Source organism: Lactococcus lactis (genome assembly GCF_029023865.1).
GTDB lineage: Bacteria > Bacillota > Bacilli > Lactobacillales > Streptococcaceae > Lactococcus > Lactococcus lactis.
In genome coordinates this window covers 1,070,831-1,090,000 of the sequence record NZ_CP118969.1, presented here as the reverse complement: position 1 = coordinate 1,090,000, position 19,170 = coordinate 1,070,831, and the positions used below count along the sequence as shown (strand labels likewise).

20 protein-coding genes and 1 riboswitch are annotated in these 19,170 nt (G+C 34.5%); of the genes, 2 read left to right on the top strand and 18 right to left on the bottom strand.

The window, feature by feature from the left end:
- Positions 1-127: 127 nt before the first annotated feature.
- From nadE to PYW37_RS05585, 3 genes are read right to left on the bottom strand one after another with little or no spacing between them, the layout of a single operon-like run.
- Positions 128-952, bottom strand: a complete 825-nt coding sequence (gene nadE / locus PYW37_RS05595) for an NAD(+) synthase (RefSeq protein ID WP_025017093.1) — start codon at positions 950-952, stop codon at positions 128-130.
- Between the two features lie 60 nt (positions 953-1,012).
- Positions 1,013-1,501: a GNAT family N-acetyltransferase gene (locus PYW37_RS05590; protein ID WP_023189335.1), complete on the bottom strand. Its 489-nt coding sequence runs from the start codon at positions 1,499-1,501 to the stop codon at positions 1,013-1,015.
- A complete protein-coding gene (locus PYW37_RS05585; protein WP_021722509.1) occupies positions 1,498-2,970 on the bottom strand; it encodes a nicotinate phosphoribosyltransferase in 1,473 nt (490 codons plus the stop codon). Before PYW37_RS05585 ends, PYW37_RS05590 begins: the two co-directional genes overlap by 4 nt.
- 539 nt (positions 2,971-3,509) lie before the next feature.
- Between PYW37_RS05585 and PYW37_RS05580 the strand changes: the two genes are divergently transcribed.
- Positions 3,510-4,097, top strand: coding sequence for a nicotinate-nucleotide adenylyltransferase (locus PYW37_RS05580; protein ID WP_004255345.1), 588 nt, complete (start codon positions 3,510-3,512; stop codon positions 4,095-4,097).
- A 22-nt stretch (positions 4,098-4,119) separates the two neighbouring features.
- Here the strand turns inward: PYW37_RS05580 and PYW37_RS05575 are convergent, their stop codons facing one another.
- From PYW37_RS05575 to PYW37_RS05540, 8 genes are all read right to left on the bottom strand, one after another.
- Positions 4,120-5,331: a voltage-gated chloride channel family protein gene (locus PYW37_RS05575; RefSeq protein ID WP_015426309.1), complete on the bottom strand. Its 1,212-nt coding sequence runs from the start codon at positions 5,329-5,331 to the stop codon at positions 4,120-4,122.
- Between the two features lie 91 nt (positions 5,332-5,422).
- Positions 5,423-5,497: riboswitch (Fluoride riboswitch) on the bottom strand.
- A 44-nt stretch (positions 5,498-5,541) separates the two neighbouring features.
- Positions 5,542-5,784: a DUF896 domain-containing protein gene (locus PYW37_RS05570; RefSeq protein ID WP_004255340.1), complete on the bottom strand. Its 243-nt coding sequence runs from the start codon at positions 5,782-5,784 to the stop codon at positions 5,542-5,544.
- A 110-nt stretch (positions 5,785-5,894) separates the two neighbouring features.
- Positions 5,895-7,916: a glycine--tRNA ligase subunit beta gene (gene glyS / locus PYW37_RS05565; RefSeq protein WP_023189338.1), complete on the bottom strand. Its 2,022-nt coding sequence runs from the start codon at positions 7,914-7,916 to the stop codon at positions 5,895-5,897.
- The gene (glyQ, locus tag PYW37_RS05560) at positions 7,916-8,869 is read right to left on the bottom strand and encodes a glycine--tRNA ligase subunit alpha (RefSeq protein WP_003130667.1); all 954 of its coding nucleotides are present in this window, start codon (positions 8,867-8,869) and stop codon (positions 7,916-7,918) included. Before glyQ ends, glyS begins: the two co-directional genes overlap by 1 nt.
- 285 nt (positions 8,870-9,154) lie before the next feature.
- Positions 9,155-9,901, bottom strand: a complete 747-nt coding sequence (locus tag PYW37_RS05555) for a bifunctional UDP-sugar hydrolase/5'-nucleotidase (RefSeq protein ID WP_023189339.1) — start codon at positions 9,899-9,901, stop codon at positions 9,155-9,157.
- 114 nt (positions 9,902-10,015) lie between these two features.
- Entirely contained in the window at positions 10,016-11,035 is a 1,020-nt protein-coding gene (locus tag PYW37_RS05550; protein ID WP_012897709.1) for a DUF475 domain-containing protein, read from the bottom strand.
- Positions 11,036-11,082: 47 nt separating this feature from the next.
- Entirely contained in the window at positions 11,083-11,580 is a 498-nt protein-coding gene (locus PYW37_RS05545) for a VanZ family protein (RefSeq protein ID WP_023189340.1), read from the bottom strand.
- Positions 11,581-11,713: 133 nt separating this feature from the next.
- Complete coding sequence (locus PYW37_RS05540) at positions 11,714-12,343, bottom strand: YigZ family protein (protein WP_003130660.1); 630 nt, start codon at positions 12,341-12,343, stop codon at positions 11,714-11,716.
- A gap of 56 nt (positions 12,344-12,399) precedes the next feature.
- Between PYW37_RS05540 and PYW37_RS05535 the strand changes: the two genes are divergently transcribed.
- Positions 12,400-13,749, top strand: coding sequence for an ATP-dependent helicase ComFA (locus PYW37_RS05535; RefSeq protein ID WP_025017173.1), 1,350 nt, complete (start codon positions 12,400-12,402; stop codon positions 13,747-13,749).
- Between the two features lie 60 nt (positions 13,750-13,809).
- On the opposite strand, the gene PYW37_RS05530 is transcribed toward PYW37_RS05535, so the two are convergent.
- The 7 genes from PYW37_RS05530 to rpmA all read right to left on the bottom strand — a co-directional run bounded on the left by PYW37_RS05530 (position 13,810) and on the right by rpmA (position 19,169).
- The gene (locus tag PYW37_RS05530; RefSeq protein WP_023189343.1) at positions 13,810-14,388 is read right to left on the bottom strand and encodes a nucleotidyltransferase family protein; all 579 of its coding nucleotides are present in this window, start codon (positions 14,386-14,388) and stop codon (positions 13,810-13,812) included.
- Between the two features lie 13 nt (positions 14,389-14,401).
- Positions 14,402-14,857: a diacylglycerol kinase family protein gene (locus PYW37_RS05525; protein ID WP_003130653.1), complete on the bottom strand. Its 456-nt coding sequence runs from the start codon at positions 14,855-14,857 to the stop codon at positions 14,402-14,404.
- A complete protein-coding gene (ybeY, locus tag PYW37_RS05520) occupies positions 14,841-15,329 on the bottom strand; it encodes an rRNA maturation RNase YbeY (protein WP_003130652.1) in 489 nt (162 codons plus the stop codon). The genes PYW37_RS05525 and ybeY overlap by 17 nt, the downstream gene beginning before the upstream one ends.
- 151 nt (positions 15,330-15,480) lie before the next feature.
- Positions 15,481-15,960, bottom strand: a complete 480-nt coding sequence (locus tag PYW37_RS05515; RefSeq protein WP_003130650.1) for an NUDIX hydrolase — start codon at positions 15,958-15,960, stop codon at positions 15,481-15,483.
- Between the two features lie 57 nt (positions 15,961-16,017).
- Positions 16,018-16,986 (bottom strand): PhoH family protein, encoded by a 969-nt coding sequence (locus PYW37_RS05510; RefSeq protein WP_003130649.1) that lies wholly within the window; start codon positions 16,984-16,986, stop codon positions 16,018-16,020.
- A gap of 101 nt (positions 16,987-17,087) precedes the next feature.
- Positions 17,088-18,620 (bottom strand): Nramp family divalent metal transporter, encoded by a 1,533-nt coding sequence (locus PYW37_RS05505; protein ID WP_023189345.1) that lies wholly within the window; start codon positions 18,618-18,620, stop codon positions 17,088-17,090.
- Between the two features lie 264 nt (positions 18,621-18,884).
- Positions 18,885-19,169: a 50S ribosomal protein L27 gene (rpmA, locus tag PYW37_RS05500; RefSeq protein ID WP_003130646.1), complete on the bottom strand. Its 285-nt coding sequence runs from the start codon at positions 19,167-19,169 to the stop codon at positions 18,885-18,887.
- Position 19,170: the final 1 nt, after the last annotated feature.

Genomic DNA, 19,170 nt, shown 5'->3' with positions numbered 1-19,170 from the left:
TATCCCTCCTTTTTGTTGTAAACGTTTTAGTTAATTATATCATAATTACATTTTACTTCTTATTCAAGTCCTCATCATTTTTAATAAAAAAATTACTGACAGAAATCCTGTCAGTAATTTTTTGTTTTTATTTCCAAAAATCATCAAAAACACTAATTGGTAAGTGACGTTTATGTTGTGTTTTATTCCACCATGCTTCGATTTTAGCCTTAGCATCCTCAGAAATCACTTTACCTTCTGTGTAGTCATCAATATCATTGTAAGTCACACCTAATGCAATCTCGTCAGCAAGTCCTGGTTTTCCTTCTTCAAGGTCTGCAGTCGGAACTTTTTCGTAAATGGCTGGGTCAGCGCCAAGTTCAGCCAAGAGTGCTTTTCCTTGGCGTTTATTCAAGCGGAAAAGTGGGAGCAAGTCTGCTCCACCATCACCAAATTTTGTGAAAAATCCAGTAATATTTTCTGCTGCATGGTCTGTTCCAAGAACCGCTCCTTGATATTGACCAGCCACAGCATACTGAGTAATCATACGTTGACGTGCCTTAATATTTCCCTTGTTGAAATCTGATACTTCAATTCCGGCTTCATTGAGGGCTGCCACTTGCCCTTCAACAGCAGCTTTAATATTTACTGTCAAACTGACATCAGGTTGAATGAAAGCAAGCGCACGTTGGGCATCTTCTTCATCAGCTTGAATACCATATGGCAGGCGAATTGCTACAAATTTATAAGTCTCATCAGCAGTTTCTTGACGCATTTCCTCGATAGCAATTTGAGCCAGACGACCTGCTAAACTAGAATCTTGACCACCAGAAATCCCTAATACAAAAGACTTAATGAAAGGATATTTTTTTAGATAATCTTTCAAAAAATCAACTGACACCCTAATTTCTTCTTTAGGATCAATGACTGGTTTCACACCAAGTTCTTTAATAATTTCATCTTGTAATGTCATTTTATCTTCCTTTTACTGACAGTTTCTATATTTTACTGACAGCTCTGTCATTAACTATTTTTAATCTAAAATTTTGCTCATATAGAATTCATCAATGTATTTCCCATCAACACACACTGCCTCACGGCGAACGCCTTCTATTGTGAATCCATGTTTTTGAAAAAGGGCAATCGCAGCATAGTTATTAATCATTACCGTTAATTCTAAGCGTTTTACTCCTTTTTCTTTTGCCCATCTTTCTAATTCCTCAAAAAGTTGAGAACCAATTCCTTGGTGTTGAAATTCTTCAATAATTCCTACAACAACATAGGCCGTATTTCTAATTCGATTAGCGTTTCCTCTTTTGGCTGACAGAAATCCAACAAATTTTCCATCAACATCAGCACCAACTAAAAAATCAAAACGTGAAATTCGACCAATTGTTCGGCTAAAATCAAATCTTCGCTCCTCTGGTTCAAGCATCATGAACTTACTTTCTGTATCCAATTGCTTTTGGACATCCCAGAAAAGTCTTGCATCACAGAGGTCTATTCGTCTTATTCTCATCATTCATCATCCAATCTCGTCATTGATACTGTTGTACGCACCTGTGAAATTAGGCGCATTTTATGATTCCATAATTCTTGTGACAAATCTACTGGGTAAGGTTGAGGATTCAAATCACGTTTATATTCATCCCAAAGTTCCTCAAGGTTTTCACGAGCAAATTCTTTAATTTCTTGCAAGCTTGGCAATTCATAAATCAATTCGCCGTCCACAAAAATATCTTTCAAAAGTGGATTGGCATTGAAGTCTCGCACATTTTTATTGATGTAGGTATAAAGCGGGTGGAACATGTAAATTTCTTCTGCTACATCTGGGCGTTCATCAGAAAATGTAATATAATCCCCCTCTGATTTGCCGTCTGCTTTTTTGGTGATTCGCCAAACTTGTTTTTTACCTGGTGTAGAAACTTTTTCAGCATTACTTGAAAGTTTAATGGTATCCTGCATTTGACCACTTTCATCTTCCATAGATACTAATTTATAAACTGCACCAAGCGCTGGCTGATCATAAGCCGTAATTAATTTAGTTCCAACTCCCCAAACATCAATTTTTGCTTTTTGCATTTTTAAACTTAAAATTGTGTTTTCATCTAAATCATTTGAAGCGTAGATTTTTGCATCAGTAAATCCTGCTTCATCAAGTTGCTGACGAACTTTTTTCGAGATATAGGCCATATCTCCAGAATCAATTCGTACACCTTGGAAATTAATTTTATCGCCAAATTCACGCGCCACTTTAATCGCTGAAGGAACTCCAACTCTTAAAGTATCATAAGTATCCACAAGGAAGACACAATCTTTATGTGTCTGTGCGTATGCTTTAAAAGCCTCATAATCATTTCCATAAGATTGAACCAAAGCATGAGCATGTGTTCCACTAGCCTTCAAACCAAAGATTTTAGCTGCACGAACGTTTGATGTCGCATCAGCACCACCAATGATTGCTGCTCGTGTTCCCCAAATGGCTGCATCCATTTCTTGAGCGCGTCTTGTCCCAAATTCCAACAAAGGGTCATCCCCAATTACAGATTTGATACGAGCAGCTTTAGTAGCAATCAAAGTTTGGAAATTTATAATATTAAGAATAGCTGTTTCGACCAACTGACATTCCGCAAGCGAACCTTCAACCTGCACTAAAGGTTCGTTAGCAAAAGCAAGTTGTCCTTCTTGCATCGCTCTAACTGTTCCTGTAAAACGCAATTCTTTTAAATAATTTAGAAAATCTTCTGGATAATCTAATTCGCGCAAATAGGCAATATCTGTTTCCGAGAATTTAAGATTCTTTAAATAATCAACCATTCTTTCTAAACCAGCAAAAACAGCATAACCATTTTTAAAGGGCATCTCACGGAAAAAAACCTCAAAGACCGCCTGACGCTGATGTCGTCCAAGCTCAAAGTAAGTTTGCATCATATTAATTTGATATAAGTCCGTATGTAATGTAAGACTGTCGTCTTGATATAGATGTGGCATAATTTTTTCTCCCATATTCACTTCCGCTAATCATACCGATTTTAACGCAATTCTAATATTTATTTTATCAAATTTTACCCTAAATTTGTACTGGGAACCCTTTATAATTATACAATAAATTATAATTTAAATTTCGCCATGTATTTTATATAAAACTAGTCAATTTTTTGCTCCACTTATGTTTTTTATACTACAATAGAAGTAATGGAGAAAGGAGAGGATTATGATTAGTTATCTAAAGAAACTACTTAAACAAAATGATAGTGTAAAAATCCACTTAATAGACGGAAGTGTCGTCTCTGCCTTACATTTCAAGAAAGGTTACAGCAACGGAAATTGCCTTGTAATTGATGAGGATAACACCGAGCATTATATTAACAGTAGATACATTGTCCAAATCGAATCTTAAATTAAAGAACTCCCTTGAGGAGTTTTTCTTTAGTCTTATAGATTGCGATGAGCTATGGTACAATATAAATTGACTGATTCAAAATATTGGTAGATTAAATAATTTCAAAAATTAAGGAGAAAGCCCCCTTATGGATAAAGGGAACAGAAAAAAAGTAGGTCTATTAGGAGGAAATTTTAATCCAATTCATCATGCTCATTTAATGATGGCTGACCAAGTTGCCCAACAAATGAATTTGGATAAGGTATTACTAATGCCTGAAAATATTCCACCTCATGTCGATGAAAAAGAAACCATTTCTGCAAAACATCGAGTTAAAATGCTTGAGTTAGCAATCAAAGAAAATCCTAGACTCGGTCTTGAGTTGATTGAAATTGAACGTGGTGGAAAATCTTACAGTTATGACACGCTCAAACTCCTGACTGAAGCTAATCCTGATACCGATTATTATTTCATTATTGGTAGCGACATGGTGGAATATCTTCCCAAATGGTACAAAATTGATGAACTCCTAAAACTTGTGACATTCATTGCCTTAAGAAGAACGGATACAATCTCCAAAAGTCCTTATCCTGTTACTTGGCTTGATGCTCCCTTGTTACCAATTTCTAGTACAATGCTAAGGGAAATGTTTGCCAAAAATATTGAACCCACTTACTTCTTACCTCAAAACGTTATTGATTACATTAAAACTGAAAAATTATATAAAAAAAGATGACCCAGAGAGGTCATCTTTTTGTTTAAACTTCCAAATTTAGAACTTCTTGCGCATAAATGGATGAATTTCCATTCAAAACATAGGCAATTGTCATAATTGGTAGGATATATTGAACCGAACCAAAGCCAAAGACCTCCGCAGCAATAAAAATTGGCCCAAAATAAGAGTTTGTTGCGGCTGAAAAAATTGAAACATAACCCGCAGCAGCCACAAATTCGACAGGTAAACCAAAGAGCATAGCCAAAGCTGCACCCAATGTTGAACCAATAGCAAAGAGTGGTGTGACTTCCCCACCTTGGAATCCAGCAGAAATTGATAAAACCGTAAAGATTAATTTTAATATCCAATCATATCCATTGATATGTCCACCATTAAAACTTAAAGAAATCAAATTTGTCCCAAGACCAGCATAACGGTCCAAATGAATAACAAGTAAACCAATTGAGATGACAATTCCCATCAAAATAATTCTATAATAAGGATTAACAATTCTTTTAGCGACGGTTGCTTTCATAAAAGCTAAAGATTCCGCAAAAAATCTTCCTACAAGTCCAAAACAAACGGCAATGACAGCCAATTTTAAAAGAACCAAAGGGTCAATATGAATGTTAGTATTGATTGCGAAAGAAAATTTTTCTAATCCCAAACTGCTTGAAGTCCAACTTGCAACATATGAACCAACCAAAGCTGGGATTAAAGCTCTATACTCAATTTTACCCAACATTAAAATTTCAATAGCAAAGAAAGTTGCCGCGATTGGCGTTTGAAAGAGCCCTGCAAAACCAGCAGCCATACCAGTAATCAAAAGTATTTTTTTAGCTTCTTTTGCTGAGAGTTTTTTACCAATCGCATGTCCAATCACACCACCAATTTGAACTGCAACTCCTTCACGACCAACACTGGCACCAAACAAATGAGAAAGCCAAGTCGAGAAAACAATCAGCGGAACAAGACGTTTTGGAATATCTTCTCGCCCATGATTCCCCGCTTCAAAAATTAGGCCCATTCCTTTTTGGCTGTCTTTACCAAAATTCTTATAAATATAAACGATTAAGAGACCAGCTAAGGTTAAAAATGGAATTAAATATAGGGCATGACTATCTCTAAATTCAGTAATATAGATAAGCCCTCGACCAAATATAGCATCAACAATACCAATTAATCCCCCAATAATTACAGCTAAGAAGACATATAAAATTGCGCTTCTTGAAATTCCTACTTTAAAAAAATTCATTTTTGAAACTCCTTGTTTGTGAGTTTAACTCACTTTATAATATTTTACAAAACAAAAGGCGCTACAAACAAGACTACTTGGAGATAGCCTTTTGTTTGTAGGCGCCATTAGTTTTAAGATTTTATTCTTAAAGCGGTTTCGGGTGTGCACCATACCCATCATTTATTAATATTTATTTTAACATTTTATGAAATATTTGCAAGAAAAAGCTCAGTCGCGCATCCCATTCTTACGTTGAATTTCTTTAAGTTTATCCGGAGTAACATCTTCTCCTGTTTTTTCATCAATAACTTTGATGGTTTCAACTTGTGAGCGGAAATTTGCTTTAACACTATCGAGGTAAGCACGACGTAAAAGGGCTTGTTCTTCAAGCTCAGCTTCTGATAATCCTTCTGCTTTCTTCTTACGCGCTAATTCATTAATACGTTCTACTTGTTCATTTGTAATTGCCATTTCTTAGTTCCTTTCTTCATGAATATTGTTAAAATTACTGACAGAACTCAAATTTTACTGACAGCTTTTTAGAGTCATAAATAAACTTTCTGTCAGTAAATCTATCAATTTTATTTTGTATTAATCAAAGAAAAATCAGCCATAACACTTGTTAATGCAACAACTTCTGACAACAACGCAATACGATTATCACGAACTGATAAATCTTCAGCCATTACCATTACACTTTCAAAGAAAGTTTCAATTGCAGGTGCAAGTGAATGAACAATTGCTCTGAATTTTTCTTCACCAGGCATATAAGTCCATTGATTTTGAAGAGAAATAACAACGTTATAAAGAGCTTCTTCTGCATCTTCTTCAAAAAGTGTTGGATTTATTTCTTTAATATCTTTTGCTTTTTTAACCAAATTAATTGAACGCGAAACATTTTCAATTGCTGGTTTAAAAGGTTCGTGAAGTTTGTGCCCATCAATGACAAAAGCCGATTCCATCATGTTTGTAATATCAAAGTTTGAACTATTAATTGCCGCTTCAACAATATCATGACGATCGAGTTTTTCAAGCAAGAGTTTTTGAATACGTGCTTTGACGAAATCCAAAATTTCAAGATGATTTTCACCTTCAAATTGGTCGATAAATAAAGATAAATCGAAATGCCAATTCATTTTTTCAATAATACGAATCAAGCCTTGTACTGCTCGACGTAGGGCATAAGGGTCATTTGAACCAGAAGGAATTAAACCAACATTAAAGAAAGAGAGGACTGAATCAATTTTGTCAGCTGCTGCAAGCACAGAACCAACTTTTGTTTCAGGCAATTCTCCCTCGGCTGAAGTTGGCATATAATGTTCACGAATTGCTGCAGAAACATTTGCATTTTCACCAGCTAAAAGCGCATATTTTTCACCCATTACCCCTTGTAATTCATCAAATTCTCCAACCATTCCTGTCAAAAGGTCAAATTTATAAATTTCAGCACTACGGGCAACGTCTCTTTTTTCTTCATCTGTCAAACCAGCAATATCAGCTAACTTAGCGGCTATTTCTTTTGTTCGCGCCATGTGTTCAGTAATTGAACCAATTTTAGCATGGAAAGTTACTTTAGCAAGTTTAGCGACCAAATCTTCAATTTTAAGTTTTTGATCTTCTTTCCAGAAAAACTCTGCATCTTCAAGACGAGCAACCAAAACTTTTTCATTTCCAAGCACTACATTTTCAATATTTTCAGCGTTCCCATTACGGACAGAGATAAAGTTTGGTGCGAGTTGACCTTCTTGGTTATAAACTTCAAAATAACGTTGATTATCACGCATTGATGTCACTAAAACTTCTGCTGGAACAGAAAGATATTTAGGATCAAATGAACCAACAAAGGCAGTTGGATATTCAACAATATTATTTACTTCTTCTAATAAATCTTTATGCAAAGTAACTTGCCATTTATTTTCAGACGCAAGAGCCAAAATTTGAGATGAAATTTCTGCTTTACGATGTTCAGCATCAACTAAAACAAAGTTTTCTGGCATTTTGCTAGCATAATCATTTGCATTTTTGAGTTCAACCTCAACATTTGCCAAGAAACGATGGCCTCGTGAAAAACGATTTGCTGTTACGTCCAATAAATCAAAAGCAACAACTTTATCTTCTAGAAGTGAAACAATCCATTGAATCGGACGAACAAAGAGAAAATCATTATTTCCCCATTTCATATAAGTTGAGAATGTCATTTTTGCGATGACTTCATCGCCAACTTTAGACAGAATTTCTTCTGCTTTTACTCCGTCAATATGTTTTTTAGCATAATAATAATCACCCTTAAGGATTAAATCATCTGGAGTAGCTCCTTGTCCTCTTGAGAAACCTTGAATCGCTTTTGACCAATTCCCTTGCGCATCTTTAGCAATTTTAGCAGATGGACCTTTAACTTCTTCATCAATCGCTTCTGACGCTTCTGCCAAACCTTCAACAATAATTGCTAAACGACGTGGAGTTGAAAATTTAATAATTTTATCAAATTCTAAACGATTTTCTTTAAGAAAAGTTTCCATTCTTTCGGCTAATTGATTGATTGAAGGAGTCACCAAATGTGCTGGAATTTCTTCCAAACCAATTTCAAGTAAGTAATTTGTCATTATTTTTCTTCTCCTTCTACAATCTTAGTATATTTTCCTTTTTTACCAAGGTATTTTTCACGTAAAGCTTCATCTTTTAAGAGCGGGAAACCAAGTTTTGCACGTTCTTCAATAAAAGTTTTTGCTACCTTACGTGCCATTGTACGAACTCTATGCATATAGCCTGCGCGCTCAGTTACAGAAACTGCTCCACGTGCATCAAGTAAATTGAAGGTATGTGAAGATTTCAAAATATAATCATAAGCTGGGTGAACTAAACCTTTATCTAATAAATCAAGCGCCTCTTGTTCATATTCTCCAAAAAGTTTAAGTAAAAGCTCTTGGTTTGATTCTTCAAAGGCAAATTTAGAATGTTCGTATTCAGGTTCTTTGAAAATATCACCGTAAGCTACGCCATTCCCCCATTCAAGGTCATAAACAGAATCAACCTCTTGAATAACTGTCGCAATACGTTCCAAACCATAAGTGATTTCTGAAGTTACGGAATCAACTTCAATTCCTCCAACTTGTTGGAAATAAGTAAATTGAGTACATTCTTGCCCATCAATCCAAACTTCCCATCCAATACCGGCACATCCCATTGAAGGATTTTCCCAGTTATCTTCAACAAAGCGGATATCATGCTCTAAAGCATCAATTCCAAGTTCAGCTAAACTTTGAAGATAAAGTTCTTGGATATTTTTTGGAGATGGTTTTAATACAACTTGGAATTGGTGGTGTTGGAACAACCGATTTGGGTTTTCACCATAACGACCGTCAGCAGGACGACGTGAAGGTTGCACATAGGCGGCTCCCCAAGGTTCAGGTCCGTTTGAACGCAAGAAAGTGTAAGGGCTCATTGTTCCTGCTCCTACTTCATTATCATAAGCTTGCATCAAGTTTGCCCCTTGTTTAGACCAAAAGCCTTGTAGGGTCAAGATAATATCTTGAAATGCTAGTTTTTTATTTGCCATTATTTTCCTCCGAAATTCAAAAAACCGCAATTCACACACTCATCAATCCTCGAAAAAATCCGAAAAGAGACAAAGGGTGCAAATGCACGGTTCCACCTTTATTTTTTACTTTATTTGTGTTCATTACAGTTTTAAGTTAAGCCATTATTGTTCTCGAACTTTCACTATCTTCGAGTCGCTACCTATAAATTCTAGCTCTATTTTCCCATTTTGTCAAGGCAAAATAAACTGATGACCTTACTTCTGTCTTATTTGGTATCAATTTTCTGGTTTTATCTATCATATTCAAACATAATTATTTTCTTGAATAAAAAGTAAATTGCCTTCGTCATCAATATTGATTTCAGATTCTATAAGAGAATAGTTATCAGTTTCAGATTGAATAATGAGTGTATTTCCGCATTTTTCAACTTTTTTTCCTGATGTCCCTACGGGTTTATCGATAATAATATCAATTTCTAAAAATTGTTGAGCTAACATTTGGTTCATTTCTTCTCCAAGTTGACTTAATAAAATAATAACATCAACTCCAAGGTTCTTTAATCTTTTAACTATGAAATCTGCCTTATCAAAAGGGTTAAAAAAGATAGTCTCCGCACTCGGATGTGAGCGATAAACAATATCCATTGTTGTCAAACCAAATATTCCTATTTTCTTACCTGATGTTGTATTTTTAAGGAGATAAGGAATAAATTTTCTTTCTTTTACTAAAGGATTTAAAAGTTTATCATCTTCAAAATTAACATTAGCGGCTAAAATTGGAAAATTTATTTTATTTAGATTTTCCACTATTCCTTTTGAACCCTCATCAAATTGATGACTTCCCAATGTCGTCGCATCAAAAGGAAAGGTATTCAGGAGGTCTTGCTCATCATTTTTGTGCTCAATGTTATTAAAAATGCTATTTCCATCTCCTAAAACTAAAGTTTCTATGACTCTTTTTTTATTTTCTTCTTTGATTTTATTAATTAAAGAAAAATCCTTATCAAGGGTGAGATGAGTATTATTTATATGTAAAATGCTAAGTTTCATTATCACAACCAAACCTATATATAGTATTTAATATCTATATTTTATCATAAAAAACACAATATATTGTGTTTTAAACTTTTTTCTAAAAATAAAAAGATGACTTCCGTCATCTTTTTAATGATTTCGATTATAAATCACACTCGAAATAAAGGAAAGAATAATAAATACAGCTCCTAGAAGTCCTGTAACAACCTCACCAATCTCCCATTTGATACTTGCTAAAATTAAAAATGCAAGCGTGAGAATGGCCCAATGTGCTCCGTGTTCAAGATATACAAGGTCATTCAATGTTCCTTTTTGAACAAGATAAAGCGTTAGACTTCTTACAAACATCGCTCCAATCACACCTAATCCTAAAAGAATAATAATCGGGTCTGCTGTAATTGCAAAGGCACCTATTACCCCATCAAAACTAAATGAAGCATCTATTACTTCCAAATATAAGAATAAAGCAAGTCCAGCCTTACCAGTCGCAACCACACTACTTGTTGTGTTTGCAGCTTTGCTATGACTCATCGTTTCTCCAAAACCGTCAACAAGCATGAAAGTTAGGATTCCTAAAATTCCAGCAAATAAAACAGCGTGAGCATCTTTAGCAATAAATTCCGATGTGATTAAAAGCAAAATAATGGAAATAATTGCATTTGCTGCCGGAAAATTTCCAATTTTTTGAAGGATTTTCTCTGGTATTTTAAGCCAAGTATGTGCCCGTTCATCAAAGAAAAATCCTAAGGCTAGCATCAATAGAAACATTCCACCGAAAGCTGCGATTTGTGGATGAGCATGGTGCAAAATATAACCATAGGTTCCTACTGTATTGGGATTTCCCTTTTCTAAAGCTAATTTTAAAGCACTGATAGGGTCAATTTGGGCTGACACTCCAACAATCAAGAGTGGAAAAATCAAACGCATTCCAAGAACGGCAATCAAAACCCCTAAGGTTAAGAAAGCTTTTTGCCATGCAGAACTCATTCGTTCGAGAATACGTGCATTCACAATAGCGTTATCCATAGATAAGGAAATTTCTAGAACAGCAAGAATAAGCGTAATAAAAAGTCCATTCCACCCGGCATAAACAAATGCGATAATTAGGGCAATTAAACTAACAATAAATGAGCCTCTGAATATTTTCATAGGTCTCCTCTTCTAAAATAATCTTCTCATCTATTCTAACATACTTTTTACACTCTCACTGTGCCTAGAACTATGCTTTGCTTGATAAAGATTATCGTAAAAATGAGCAAAATCGTAAAAGAAATTGTCAAAATAAGGTCGACTTTTGCTTTTGAAAAGACTTTTATGAGTAAATAATAGAAACTTATTCCAAGTAAGGCTCCAAGTGAGTTAGTGATGAGGTCAGTAATATCCGTTGCACCAATGGCAAGAAGATATTGTAGACTTTCAAATGAAAAACTTAATAAAATGGAAATTGCCAATTTATTTAAAAAGGAGATTTTTGGTGCATTCATAGTCAATAAAATACCAAAAGGAATAAAAGCTAGAATATTAAATAAAACCTCGCGACGACCACCGGACATGGCTAAAGGTGTCAGATTAAGACTTCTTGTATTCGTCATTTCAAGAAAAGCAAATGGATGAAAAGAAAGTTTAAATAATACCAGCCAAACCAGTCCTAATATATAAATGAAAAATAAAAGCTGTGCTAATTTTTTTGTCATTTTTCTCCTTTCTTAAGAAAATAGGTTTTCGATTGTTGTTCTTTTAGTATTTTAACTGATTTAACTTAAACAGAAACCTTTATCAGTTATGATATAAATAAAAAGGGAATTCTCCCTTTTTAAAATCAATATTTTATGACAGGAATTCAACTTCTACTTGTTGACTGTCCCCTTTTTTCATGATTATTTTTCCATTAAAAGTTTCTGTCAGTAAATTCATGACTTCGTCAACCTTTTCTTCGTCAATAAAACATTTTACTTTGATATCCGACAAAAACTCACTATCCGAAATTTTGATTTTTTGGTCAATTAAAAAGCGCTGTAAGCTGTCATAGAGGCTGTAATCAAGGTTTAAAATAAGCTCACGTTGATTGATAAATTCAACTAAACCAACAGCTTCGATGGCATGATTTACACTGCCCGCATAAGCACGAATTAAACCACCAGCACCTAATTTTATTCCACCAAAATACCGAGTAACAACGGCACAAACATTGATTATTTCTTTTTTCTTTAAAATTTCAAGCATCGGAACACCAGCAGTCCCTGACGGCTCTCCATCATCACTTGTTCGTTGAATTTCTTGACGGTCACCTAATGTATAGGCCGAGCAGTTATGATTGGCTTTCCAGTGTTCTTTTTTGATTTTCGCAATAAAATCACGCGCTTCTTCTTCAGATGAAATTCTTTTCAAATGGCAAATAAATCGTGATTTTTTGATTTCCTCTTCATTGATAAAATCAGTTTTTATAGTGATAGTCATGCTACTGATTTTAACAAATTTTGTTACATTTTAACAGCATTTTCGTATAGAATAGTATGAGCACTAATCAAGAAAAGTTATTTGGCCGTTTATTATTAAAAAATGATATTTTACAACTTATAAAAAGTACTGACAAGATTTCTGTCAGTAAAATTTTTAGTAATTTTTTGTTAGAAGCGAAGGTGAATCCAAATTTGGGAATGACTTCAATTTCTTCCAATAAAATAAAATGCAACCGTTGTGGGACTGTTCATATAAAAAATTCTGTCAAACTTCCAATTGGTGTATTTTACTGTCCAAGTTGTATTCAATTAGGTCGAGTCCGCTCCGATGAATTCTTGTACTTTCTGCCACAAAAGAATTTCCCAAAGAAATCATATATAAACTGGTCGGGAAAACTGACAGAGAATCAAAAATCAATTTCAAATGCCCTCTGTCAGGAAATTAATTCTCATCAGCAAATAATTGTCCAAGCTGTGACTGGAGCTGGAAAAACTGAAATGATTTATCAAGTCATTGAGCAAATTTTAGAAAGCGGTGGGGTTGTTGGTCTAGCTAGTCCAAGAATTGATGTTTGTCTTGAACTTCATCAGCGATTATCACGTGATTTTTCCTGTAAGATTCCACTCTTATATCATGATGGCGACAACTATTTCCGAGCTCCATTAATAATAATGACCAGTCATCAGCTTTTACGTTTCAAGGAAGCTTTTGATTTGCTGATTATTGATGAAGTTGATGCCTTTCCCTTTAGAGATAATGAAATGCTTTATTTTGCGGCAGAAAAAGCAAGAAAAATAGAAGGAAATTTAATATATTTGACCGCAACTTCTACTGACAAACTTGAAAAAGATATAAAAAAGCAAAAACTCTATCCTTTGTTTCTCCCGCGTCGTTTTCACAATTTCCCTTTAGTGGTGCCTAAATTTTTTTGGAAAAATAAATTTGATAAGAAATTAATTGAGCAAAGAAATAGTGGCTTTCCTCTTCTTATTTTTGCTGCTGAAATTGAATTTGGACAAGAATTTGCAAAACAACTACAATTGAAATTTCCTAAAGAAAAAATTACTTCCGTTGCTTCAACAACAAAAGATAGATTGGAAATTGTTAAAGCTTTTAGAAATAAAGAAATTACCATTTTAATAGCGACTTCAATTCTTGAACGGGGAGTCACTTTTCCAAATGTTGATGTTTTTGTCATCAACAGTGAGCACCCAAACTTCACTAAATCCGCACTGATACAAATGGCTGGACGTGTGGGTCGTAGTCCTGAACGTCCAACAGGCTTAGTTAGTTTTTTTCATTACGGAAAATCCAAAGCAATGTGTCAGGCAGTTAGAGAAATCAAAAACAGGTACCACCTTATATCACGCATCACAAATTCTAAAAGAAGCTGGTGTTCATGAAATAAGGAGCTTTTCTCTCTGCCGTTAATCATAAATCAAATAAAAAAGCCTTTCAGCTTTTTATAAATTCTTTATTTCATCTGACCATTCAATAATCTTTAAATTACTAAATCTTTCTTGCCACCTAGCAACCTTATTTTCATAAAGTATTCGATTATTATCGACATGATAAATTGGCCGAATTGTTTTAGTAAAAATATCTTCTAAGCCGTAGGGAGCAAAAATTTCAATATTGCGTGAATTACCACTTATGCCTACAGCATGAACCGTAGCAATCCAACGCTCAATCGCATTTTCTGTGTTTTTATACGGTACTTTATTTCCATTATGCCAAAGATGCATGTATGCTTCATTATGAATATCAAATTGATAGGGAAATTTTTCAGATAAAACTTTTTCTAACTTTTTATCATTTTTAGCAGAGCTGTCAGCAGAAATCTCTTTATCAAAGTACACAATATCAATATCGTGAATTCCTGTCATTAAATTATTTCCGTCAGAATAATTCCAAACCGTTTGAAAGACACTTCCTGCGGCTAGATAATAATTAGGCAAATTTAAAACAGAAACTTCATCCAAAATGAACATCAATTCGGAGTTCTTTTTCAATATTTTTAGAAAATCATTTTTTCTATCCATTTCCGCTTATCCTCTAAAAGAAAAGATGCCAAATTTTAGGTAAAAATACAATCAGACCAACAATCAATGCAAATCCCGAAATAACTAAAACTGCCCCAGCTGCCATATCTTTGGCTCGTTTTGCACGCATATAAAATTGGTAATCTGATGCTAAATCCACCACATTTTCGATTGCAGAATTAAAAAGTTCTGCCATAAAAACTAGAAAAATTGACAACAACAAAAAGAGCCATTCAAATTCTGAAATTTGAAAAACGAGACCAAAAACAATAGCTAAAAAGGCTGCCAAAGCATGTTTACGCATGTTACGTTCTTCTTTAAAAGCTGTCCAAATTCCAGACAGTGCAAAGTCTAAACTCGAAAGTAAATTAGGATTTTTCCAACGGGCCCTATCCTCTTGAACAGGTCTTTTACCATTATTAAAATCCTTTTTCTTAAAGAGTTTTACATCTTTATCTTGTGAGTCCATAGGCAGTTAAAATCTCCTCTTGCAAACCAAACATTTCTGACTCTTCTTCTGGTGTGTAGTGGTCATAACCATTGATATGCAAAAAGCCATGAACAGCTAACCAACCATATTCACGTTCAATCGAGTGACCATAATCAGCAGCCTGTTCAGCAGCCTTGTCTATTGAAATAAACAATTCACCAATAAATGGATCCATTTCTTCCAACAATTCCTCTGGTAATTCCATATCTTCATCAAAGAAAAATTCTGATTCATCAGGTTTATATTCTAATGAGATAACATCGGTTGGTCGGTCAGTTTCGCGATATTGCAAATTCAACTCATGTGAACGAGCATTATCAACAAAAGTTACTGACATTTCTGTTGATTCTTTCAAGTTCAGTTTTTTAGCAGCAAAAGCTAAAACTTCTTTGGTTTGTTCAATAATCTCACTTGGCACTTGGCCTGTTTCATCAACTAATTCTACGTACATTTTTTTCCTTATTTAATTACTGACAATAATTCATAAAATAGCCCTAAGTAGCTCAATATTTTAGCTATTTCTATTATTCTGTCAGTAAATTTTAATGACAGACAGAACTGTCAGAGAATTTCTCATTCAATCTGTCACTTACAATCAACAATTACTTTCTGTCAGCCTTTTTTTGCAACATTTCCTTACAAAAGGACAAAATGGGACCTCTTGTGGCAATTAATATATCTTCTGGCAGATTATCAAAGGCAAACCATTGACAGTCAAGAACCTCTGATTCTTCTAAAAGAATCTCTCCAGAAAAATCATTACAAGTAAAAACAGTATCAACAATATGAACTTCATCCCCATTAGGATAGAAAAAGTGTTGTTCTGTCCCAGAAGCGACAGTGTACAAATTAATTTTTCCAGCTTTTAAGCCAACTTCTTCATAGAGTTCACGTTTCGCTGCTTCTTCAACCTTTTCATTCGGTTCAACTGACCCACCATGATAACACCATTTCCCATTATCTGCCCGTTTTTGAAGTAAAATTCCACGATTTTCATCATAAATAATCAAGCTTGCACATGCAATTACCATTGGGACATGCCCAATTTTTTTGCGCAAATCCATGACATAACCTTCGGCCATTATTGTTTCCTTCTTATCTAGAAATTTGATCAATCTGACATTAACAAAAGTCCCAAACTATTCATCACCATAGGCTTTGATAATTTCAGCAACAACTGGATGTCGAACGACATCTTTTGCCATGAAATAAACAAAATCAATTGATTTCACATGACTTAATTTATCTTTGGCATCAATCAAACCTGATTTTACTTTATTAGGTAAGTCAATTTGTGAAATATCTCCATTAACAATCATTTTAGAATTAAAGCCGAGTCGAGTCAAAAACATTTTCATCTGCATCGTTGTTGTATTCTGTGCTTCATCCAAAATGACGAAGGCATCATCAAGCGTACGACCGCGCATGTAAGCAAGCGGAGCAATTTCAATAATTCCTCGTTCCATCATTCGTTCAGTTGCCGTCTTTCCTAAAATTTGGAAAAGGGCATCATAAACTGGTCGTAAATAAGGATCAACCTTTTCTTGCAAATCACCTGGTAAGAACCCAAGACTTTCACCAGCTTCTACAGCTGGTCTTGTCAAAATAATTCGTTTCACCTGACCATTACGTAATGCTTGAACAGCCATCACAACAGCTAAAAACGTTTTCCCTGTTCCAGCTGGTCCAATTCCAAAAACAATATCATGATGTTTGACAGAATCAACATAAGTTTTTTGAATCAGATTTTTTAGTCGAATTGACTTTCCAGCTGCATCTTTCGTCAGTTCAACTTCATAAAGTGCAGTGAAATTTTCAATATCATCATTTAAAACCATCTTTATTGCAATAATGACATCTGACGCATGAACTGGAACTCCTCGACCTACTAGTACCTGCAGAGCTTGGAGGGCTTTACGAGCTCGCTCCCTTGTCAATTCATCCTCAGAAACGATTTGAACCGTTTCGCCACGATAATTAATCTCAACCCCTAGTTGAGATTCAACTAACTTCAAATATTTATCTTGTACCCCAAAAAGTAGACTTGCATCTTCTGGATTTTCTAGTTTAAATTCAATTGAATTTTTAGTCAAATACACAATCTCCATTAATCATTTTCTTACATTATAGCACATTTCATATTTTAATTTAAATCACACCTTACTGAATATAAAGAAAAACTCTATTTTAAAATAGAGTTAAATCAATTTTAGTAAGCCATCATTTTTTTATTTCCTCGATAAAGTTCTACGATTGTCCAAATTAATAAAAAGAGAACTCCCAAAATAAGAAAACCAGAAATAAGATGAGATAGTCCAAGATTATGAGGTATAAAGTTGGCAATTTGATCTGGCAAACCAATCAAATTAAGATAGGTCAAAGCAATAACTGAAAACCAGCCCAAACATTTAATAATCAAATTATTTTTAAAATCACCCATCTCCTTTTTACTATTAGTCAACATCAACAAAGGAATGATTGAAAAAGGTAGAGCAAAAGCTAGAAAAACTTGAGAATTATTCATCAAATTATTAATTGCTTCATGCTGTGCTTTCAAAGTTTGTCCTCTTGTCATAGAGACACAAATCAATACTGGAACAACTGAAAGCAAACGTGTTACTAATCTTCTGGCCCACATTGGCATTCTCATATGAATGAAGCCTTCCATAATAACTTGACCCGTTAAAGTCCCTGTAATAGTAGAATTCTGTCCTGAAGCAAGAAGAGCTACGGCAAACAAAGTGGATAAAGCTCCTGTTTTTGCTACATCAGCAAGCAGTCCATTGCTTAAAACAGTTGGATTAGAGAGGGCATCATATAAACCAAAGAATGATGGATCATCAATCACGCCCGTTTTGAATACGGCAACTCCCATGATTAACAAGAGGGAATTCACAACAAAAGCCACTGTCAATTGAATATTAGAATCCCATGTTGAAAATCTCACCGCTCTAGCAACATCTGCTTTATCCTGATGATTGATTTTTCGGCTTTGTGAAATAGAAGAATGGAGATACAAATTATGAGGCATAACTGTAGCACCAATAATCCCTAAGGCCCCTGTTAAAGGAGACATCCCTGCCACTGTTGGTGAAGAGGCAAACGTCCGGCTATTGGGGATAAATCCCTCAATAATTCCTTTCCAATCTGGATTTGATAAAGCGACTTGATAAGCAAAAATGACCAAAATGACTAAAATCAAACAGATAACAAGGGCTTCAATTTTTCTAAAACCTACTCTCGTCAATAACAAAAGCAAAAAGACATCAAGAACTGTAATAAAAACCGCTAAGATTAATGGGATATTAAATAAAAGATAAAGAGCGATAGCAGCCCCAATTACTTCTGCAATATCCGTTGCCATTATGGCAAGCTCAGTTAATATCCATAAAACAATTCCTAGAGATTTACTTGTTCTTGCTCTTATAGCTTGAGCCAAATCCATTTGACTGACAATACCCAATTTTGCCGACATATATTGAAGGAGCATCGCAATTAAACTTGACATCAGAATGACTGAAATCAGTAAGTATTGAAAGTTTTGTCCGCCAGTTATTGAGGTTGACCAATTTCCTGGGTCCATATAACCAACTGCAACTAAGGCACCCGGTCCTGAATAAGTTAGCAACATTTTGAAAAAGCAAACATTTTTAGGTACTTCTACTGTCCCATTTATTTCCTCTAAGGATTTTCCATTCGTATGATAAATCAATCGATGACGTTGATGTTCTTTATCATTCATTATTTCTCCTAGCTCTAAGTTGAATAAAATTCAACAACCATTATGTTAAGTATATTTTTATAGTAATTAAAATAAATCAATTATCGATTTAAGAAATTATCAAACTTTTTAATCTATAACTGATAATAAAAATATTATAGCACCACCTTATCTTTTTTTCAAATATTTTAGCATATATTTAAAAAGATACAAAAAAAGCCCTCAAGAGGACTTTATTCATTAATATATAAAAAAAAAACCTGTCAAAGACAGGTTTCAAAATTCTTATTTAGCCACTACTGGATAAACTGATACGTGTTTTTTACCACGTTTCATTTCGAATTTAACAGTTCCTTCGATTTTAGCGAAGAGAGTATCGTCGCCACCACGGCCAACGTTAGTACCTGGATGGATATGTGTACCACGTTGACGGAAAAGGATTGAACCGCCGCTTACAAGTTCACCGTCAGATGCTTTAGCACCGAGACGTTTAGCTTGTGAGTCACGTCCATTGGAAGTAGAACCCCCACCTTTTTTGTGGGCGAAGAGTTGCAGATTAAGTTCAAGCATG

Bases quoted from the DNA above. Each gene is read 5' to 3' on its own strand.
- PYW37_RS05545 (WP_023189340.1), bottom strand. From the start codon at position 11,580: ATGACAAAAAAATTAGCACAGCTTTTATTTTTCATTTATATATTAGGA.
- PYW37_RS05535 (WP_025017173.1), top strand. From the start codon at position 12,400: ATGAGCACTAATCAAGAAAAGTTATTTGGCCGTTTATTATTAAAAAAT.
- PYW37_RS05540 (WP_003130660.1), bottom strand. From the start codon at position 12,343: ATGACTATCACTATAAAAACTGATTTTATCAATGAAGAGGAAATCAAA.
- PYW37_RS05555 (WP_023189339.1), bottom strand. From the start codon at position 9,901: ATGAAACTTAGCATTTTACATATAAATAATACTCATCTCACCCTTGAT.
- PYW37_RS05505 (WP_023189345.1), bottom strand. From the start codon at position 18,620: ATGAATGATAAAGAACATCAACGTCATCGATTGATTTATCATACGAAT.
- PYW37_RS05575 (WP_015426309.1), bottom strand. From the start codon at position 5,331: ATGAATTTTTTTAAAGTAGGAATTTCAAGAAGCGCAATTTTATATGTC.
- PYW37_RS05550 (WP_012897709.1), bottom strand. From the start codon at position 11,035: ATGAAAATATTCAGAGGCTCATTTATTGTTAGTTTAATTGCCCTAATT.
- rpmA (WP_003130646.1), bottom strand. From the start codon at position 19,169: ATGCTTGAACTTAATCTGCAACTCTTCGCCCACAAAAAAGGTGGGGGT.
- PYW37_RS05585 (WP_021722509.1), bottom strand. From the start codon at position 2,970: ATGCCACATCTATATCAAGACGACAGTCTTACATTACATACGGACTTA.
- PYW37_RS05570 (WP_004255340.1), bottom strand. From the start codon at position 5,784: ATGGCAATTACAAATGAACAAGTAGAACGTATTAATGAATTAGCGCGT.
- glyS (WP_023189338.1), bottom strand. From the start codon at position 7,916: ATGACAAATTACTTACTTGAAATTGGTTTGGAAGAAATTCCAGCACAT.
- ybeY (WP_003130652.1), bottom strand. From the start codon at position 15,329: ATGTACGTAGAATTAGTTGATGAAACAGGCCAAGTGCCAAGTGAGATT.
- PYW37_RS05530 (WP_023189343.1), bottom strand. From the start codon at position 14,388: ATGGATAGAAAAAATGATTTTCTAAAAATATTGAAAAAGAACTCCGAA.
- PYW37_RS05510 (WP_003130649.1), bottom strand. From the start codon at position 16,986: ATGGAGATTGTGTATTTGACTAAAAATTCAATTGAATTTAAACTAGAA.
- PYW37_RS05590 (WP_023189335.1), bottom strand. From the start codon at position 1,501: ATGATGAGAATAAGACGAATAGACCTCTGTGATGCAAGACTTTTCTGG.
- glyQ (WP_003130667.1), bottom strand. From the start codon at position 8,869: ATGGCAAATAAAAAACTAGCATTTCAAGATATTATCTTGACCCTACAA.
- PYW37_RS05515 (WP_003130650.1), bottom strand. From the start codon at position 15,960: ATGGCCGAAGGTTATGTCATGGATTTGCGCAAAAAAATTGGGCATGTC.
- nadE (WP_025017093.1), bottom strand. From the start codon at position 952: ATGACATTACAAGATGAAATTATTAAAGAACTTGGTGTGAAACCAGTC.
- PYW37_RS05525 (WP_003130653.1), bottom strand. From the start codon at position 14,857: ATGGACTCACAAGATAAAGATGTAAAACTCTTTAAGAAAAAGGATTTT.
- PYW37_RS05580 (WP_004255345.1), top strand. From the start codon at position 3,510: ATGGATAAAGGGAACAGAAAAAAAGTAGGTCTATTAGGAGGAAATTTT.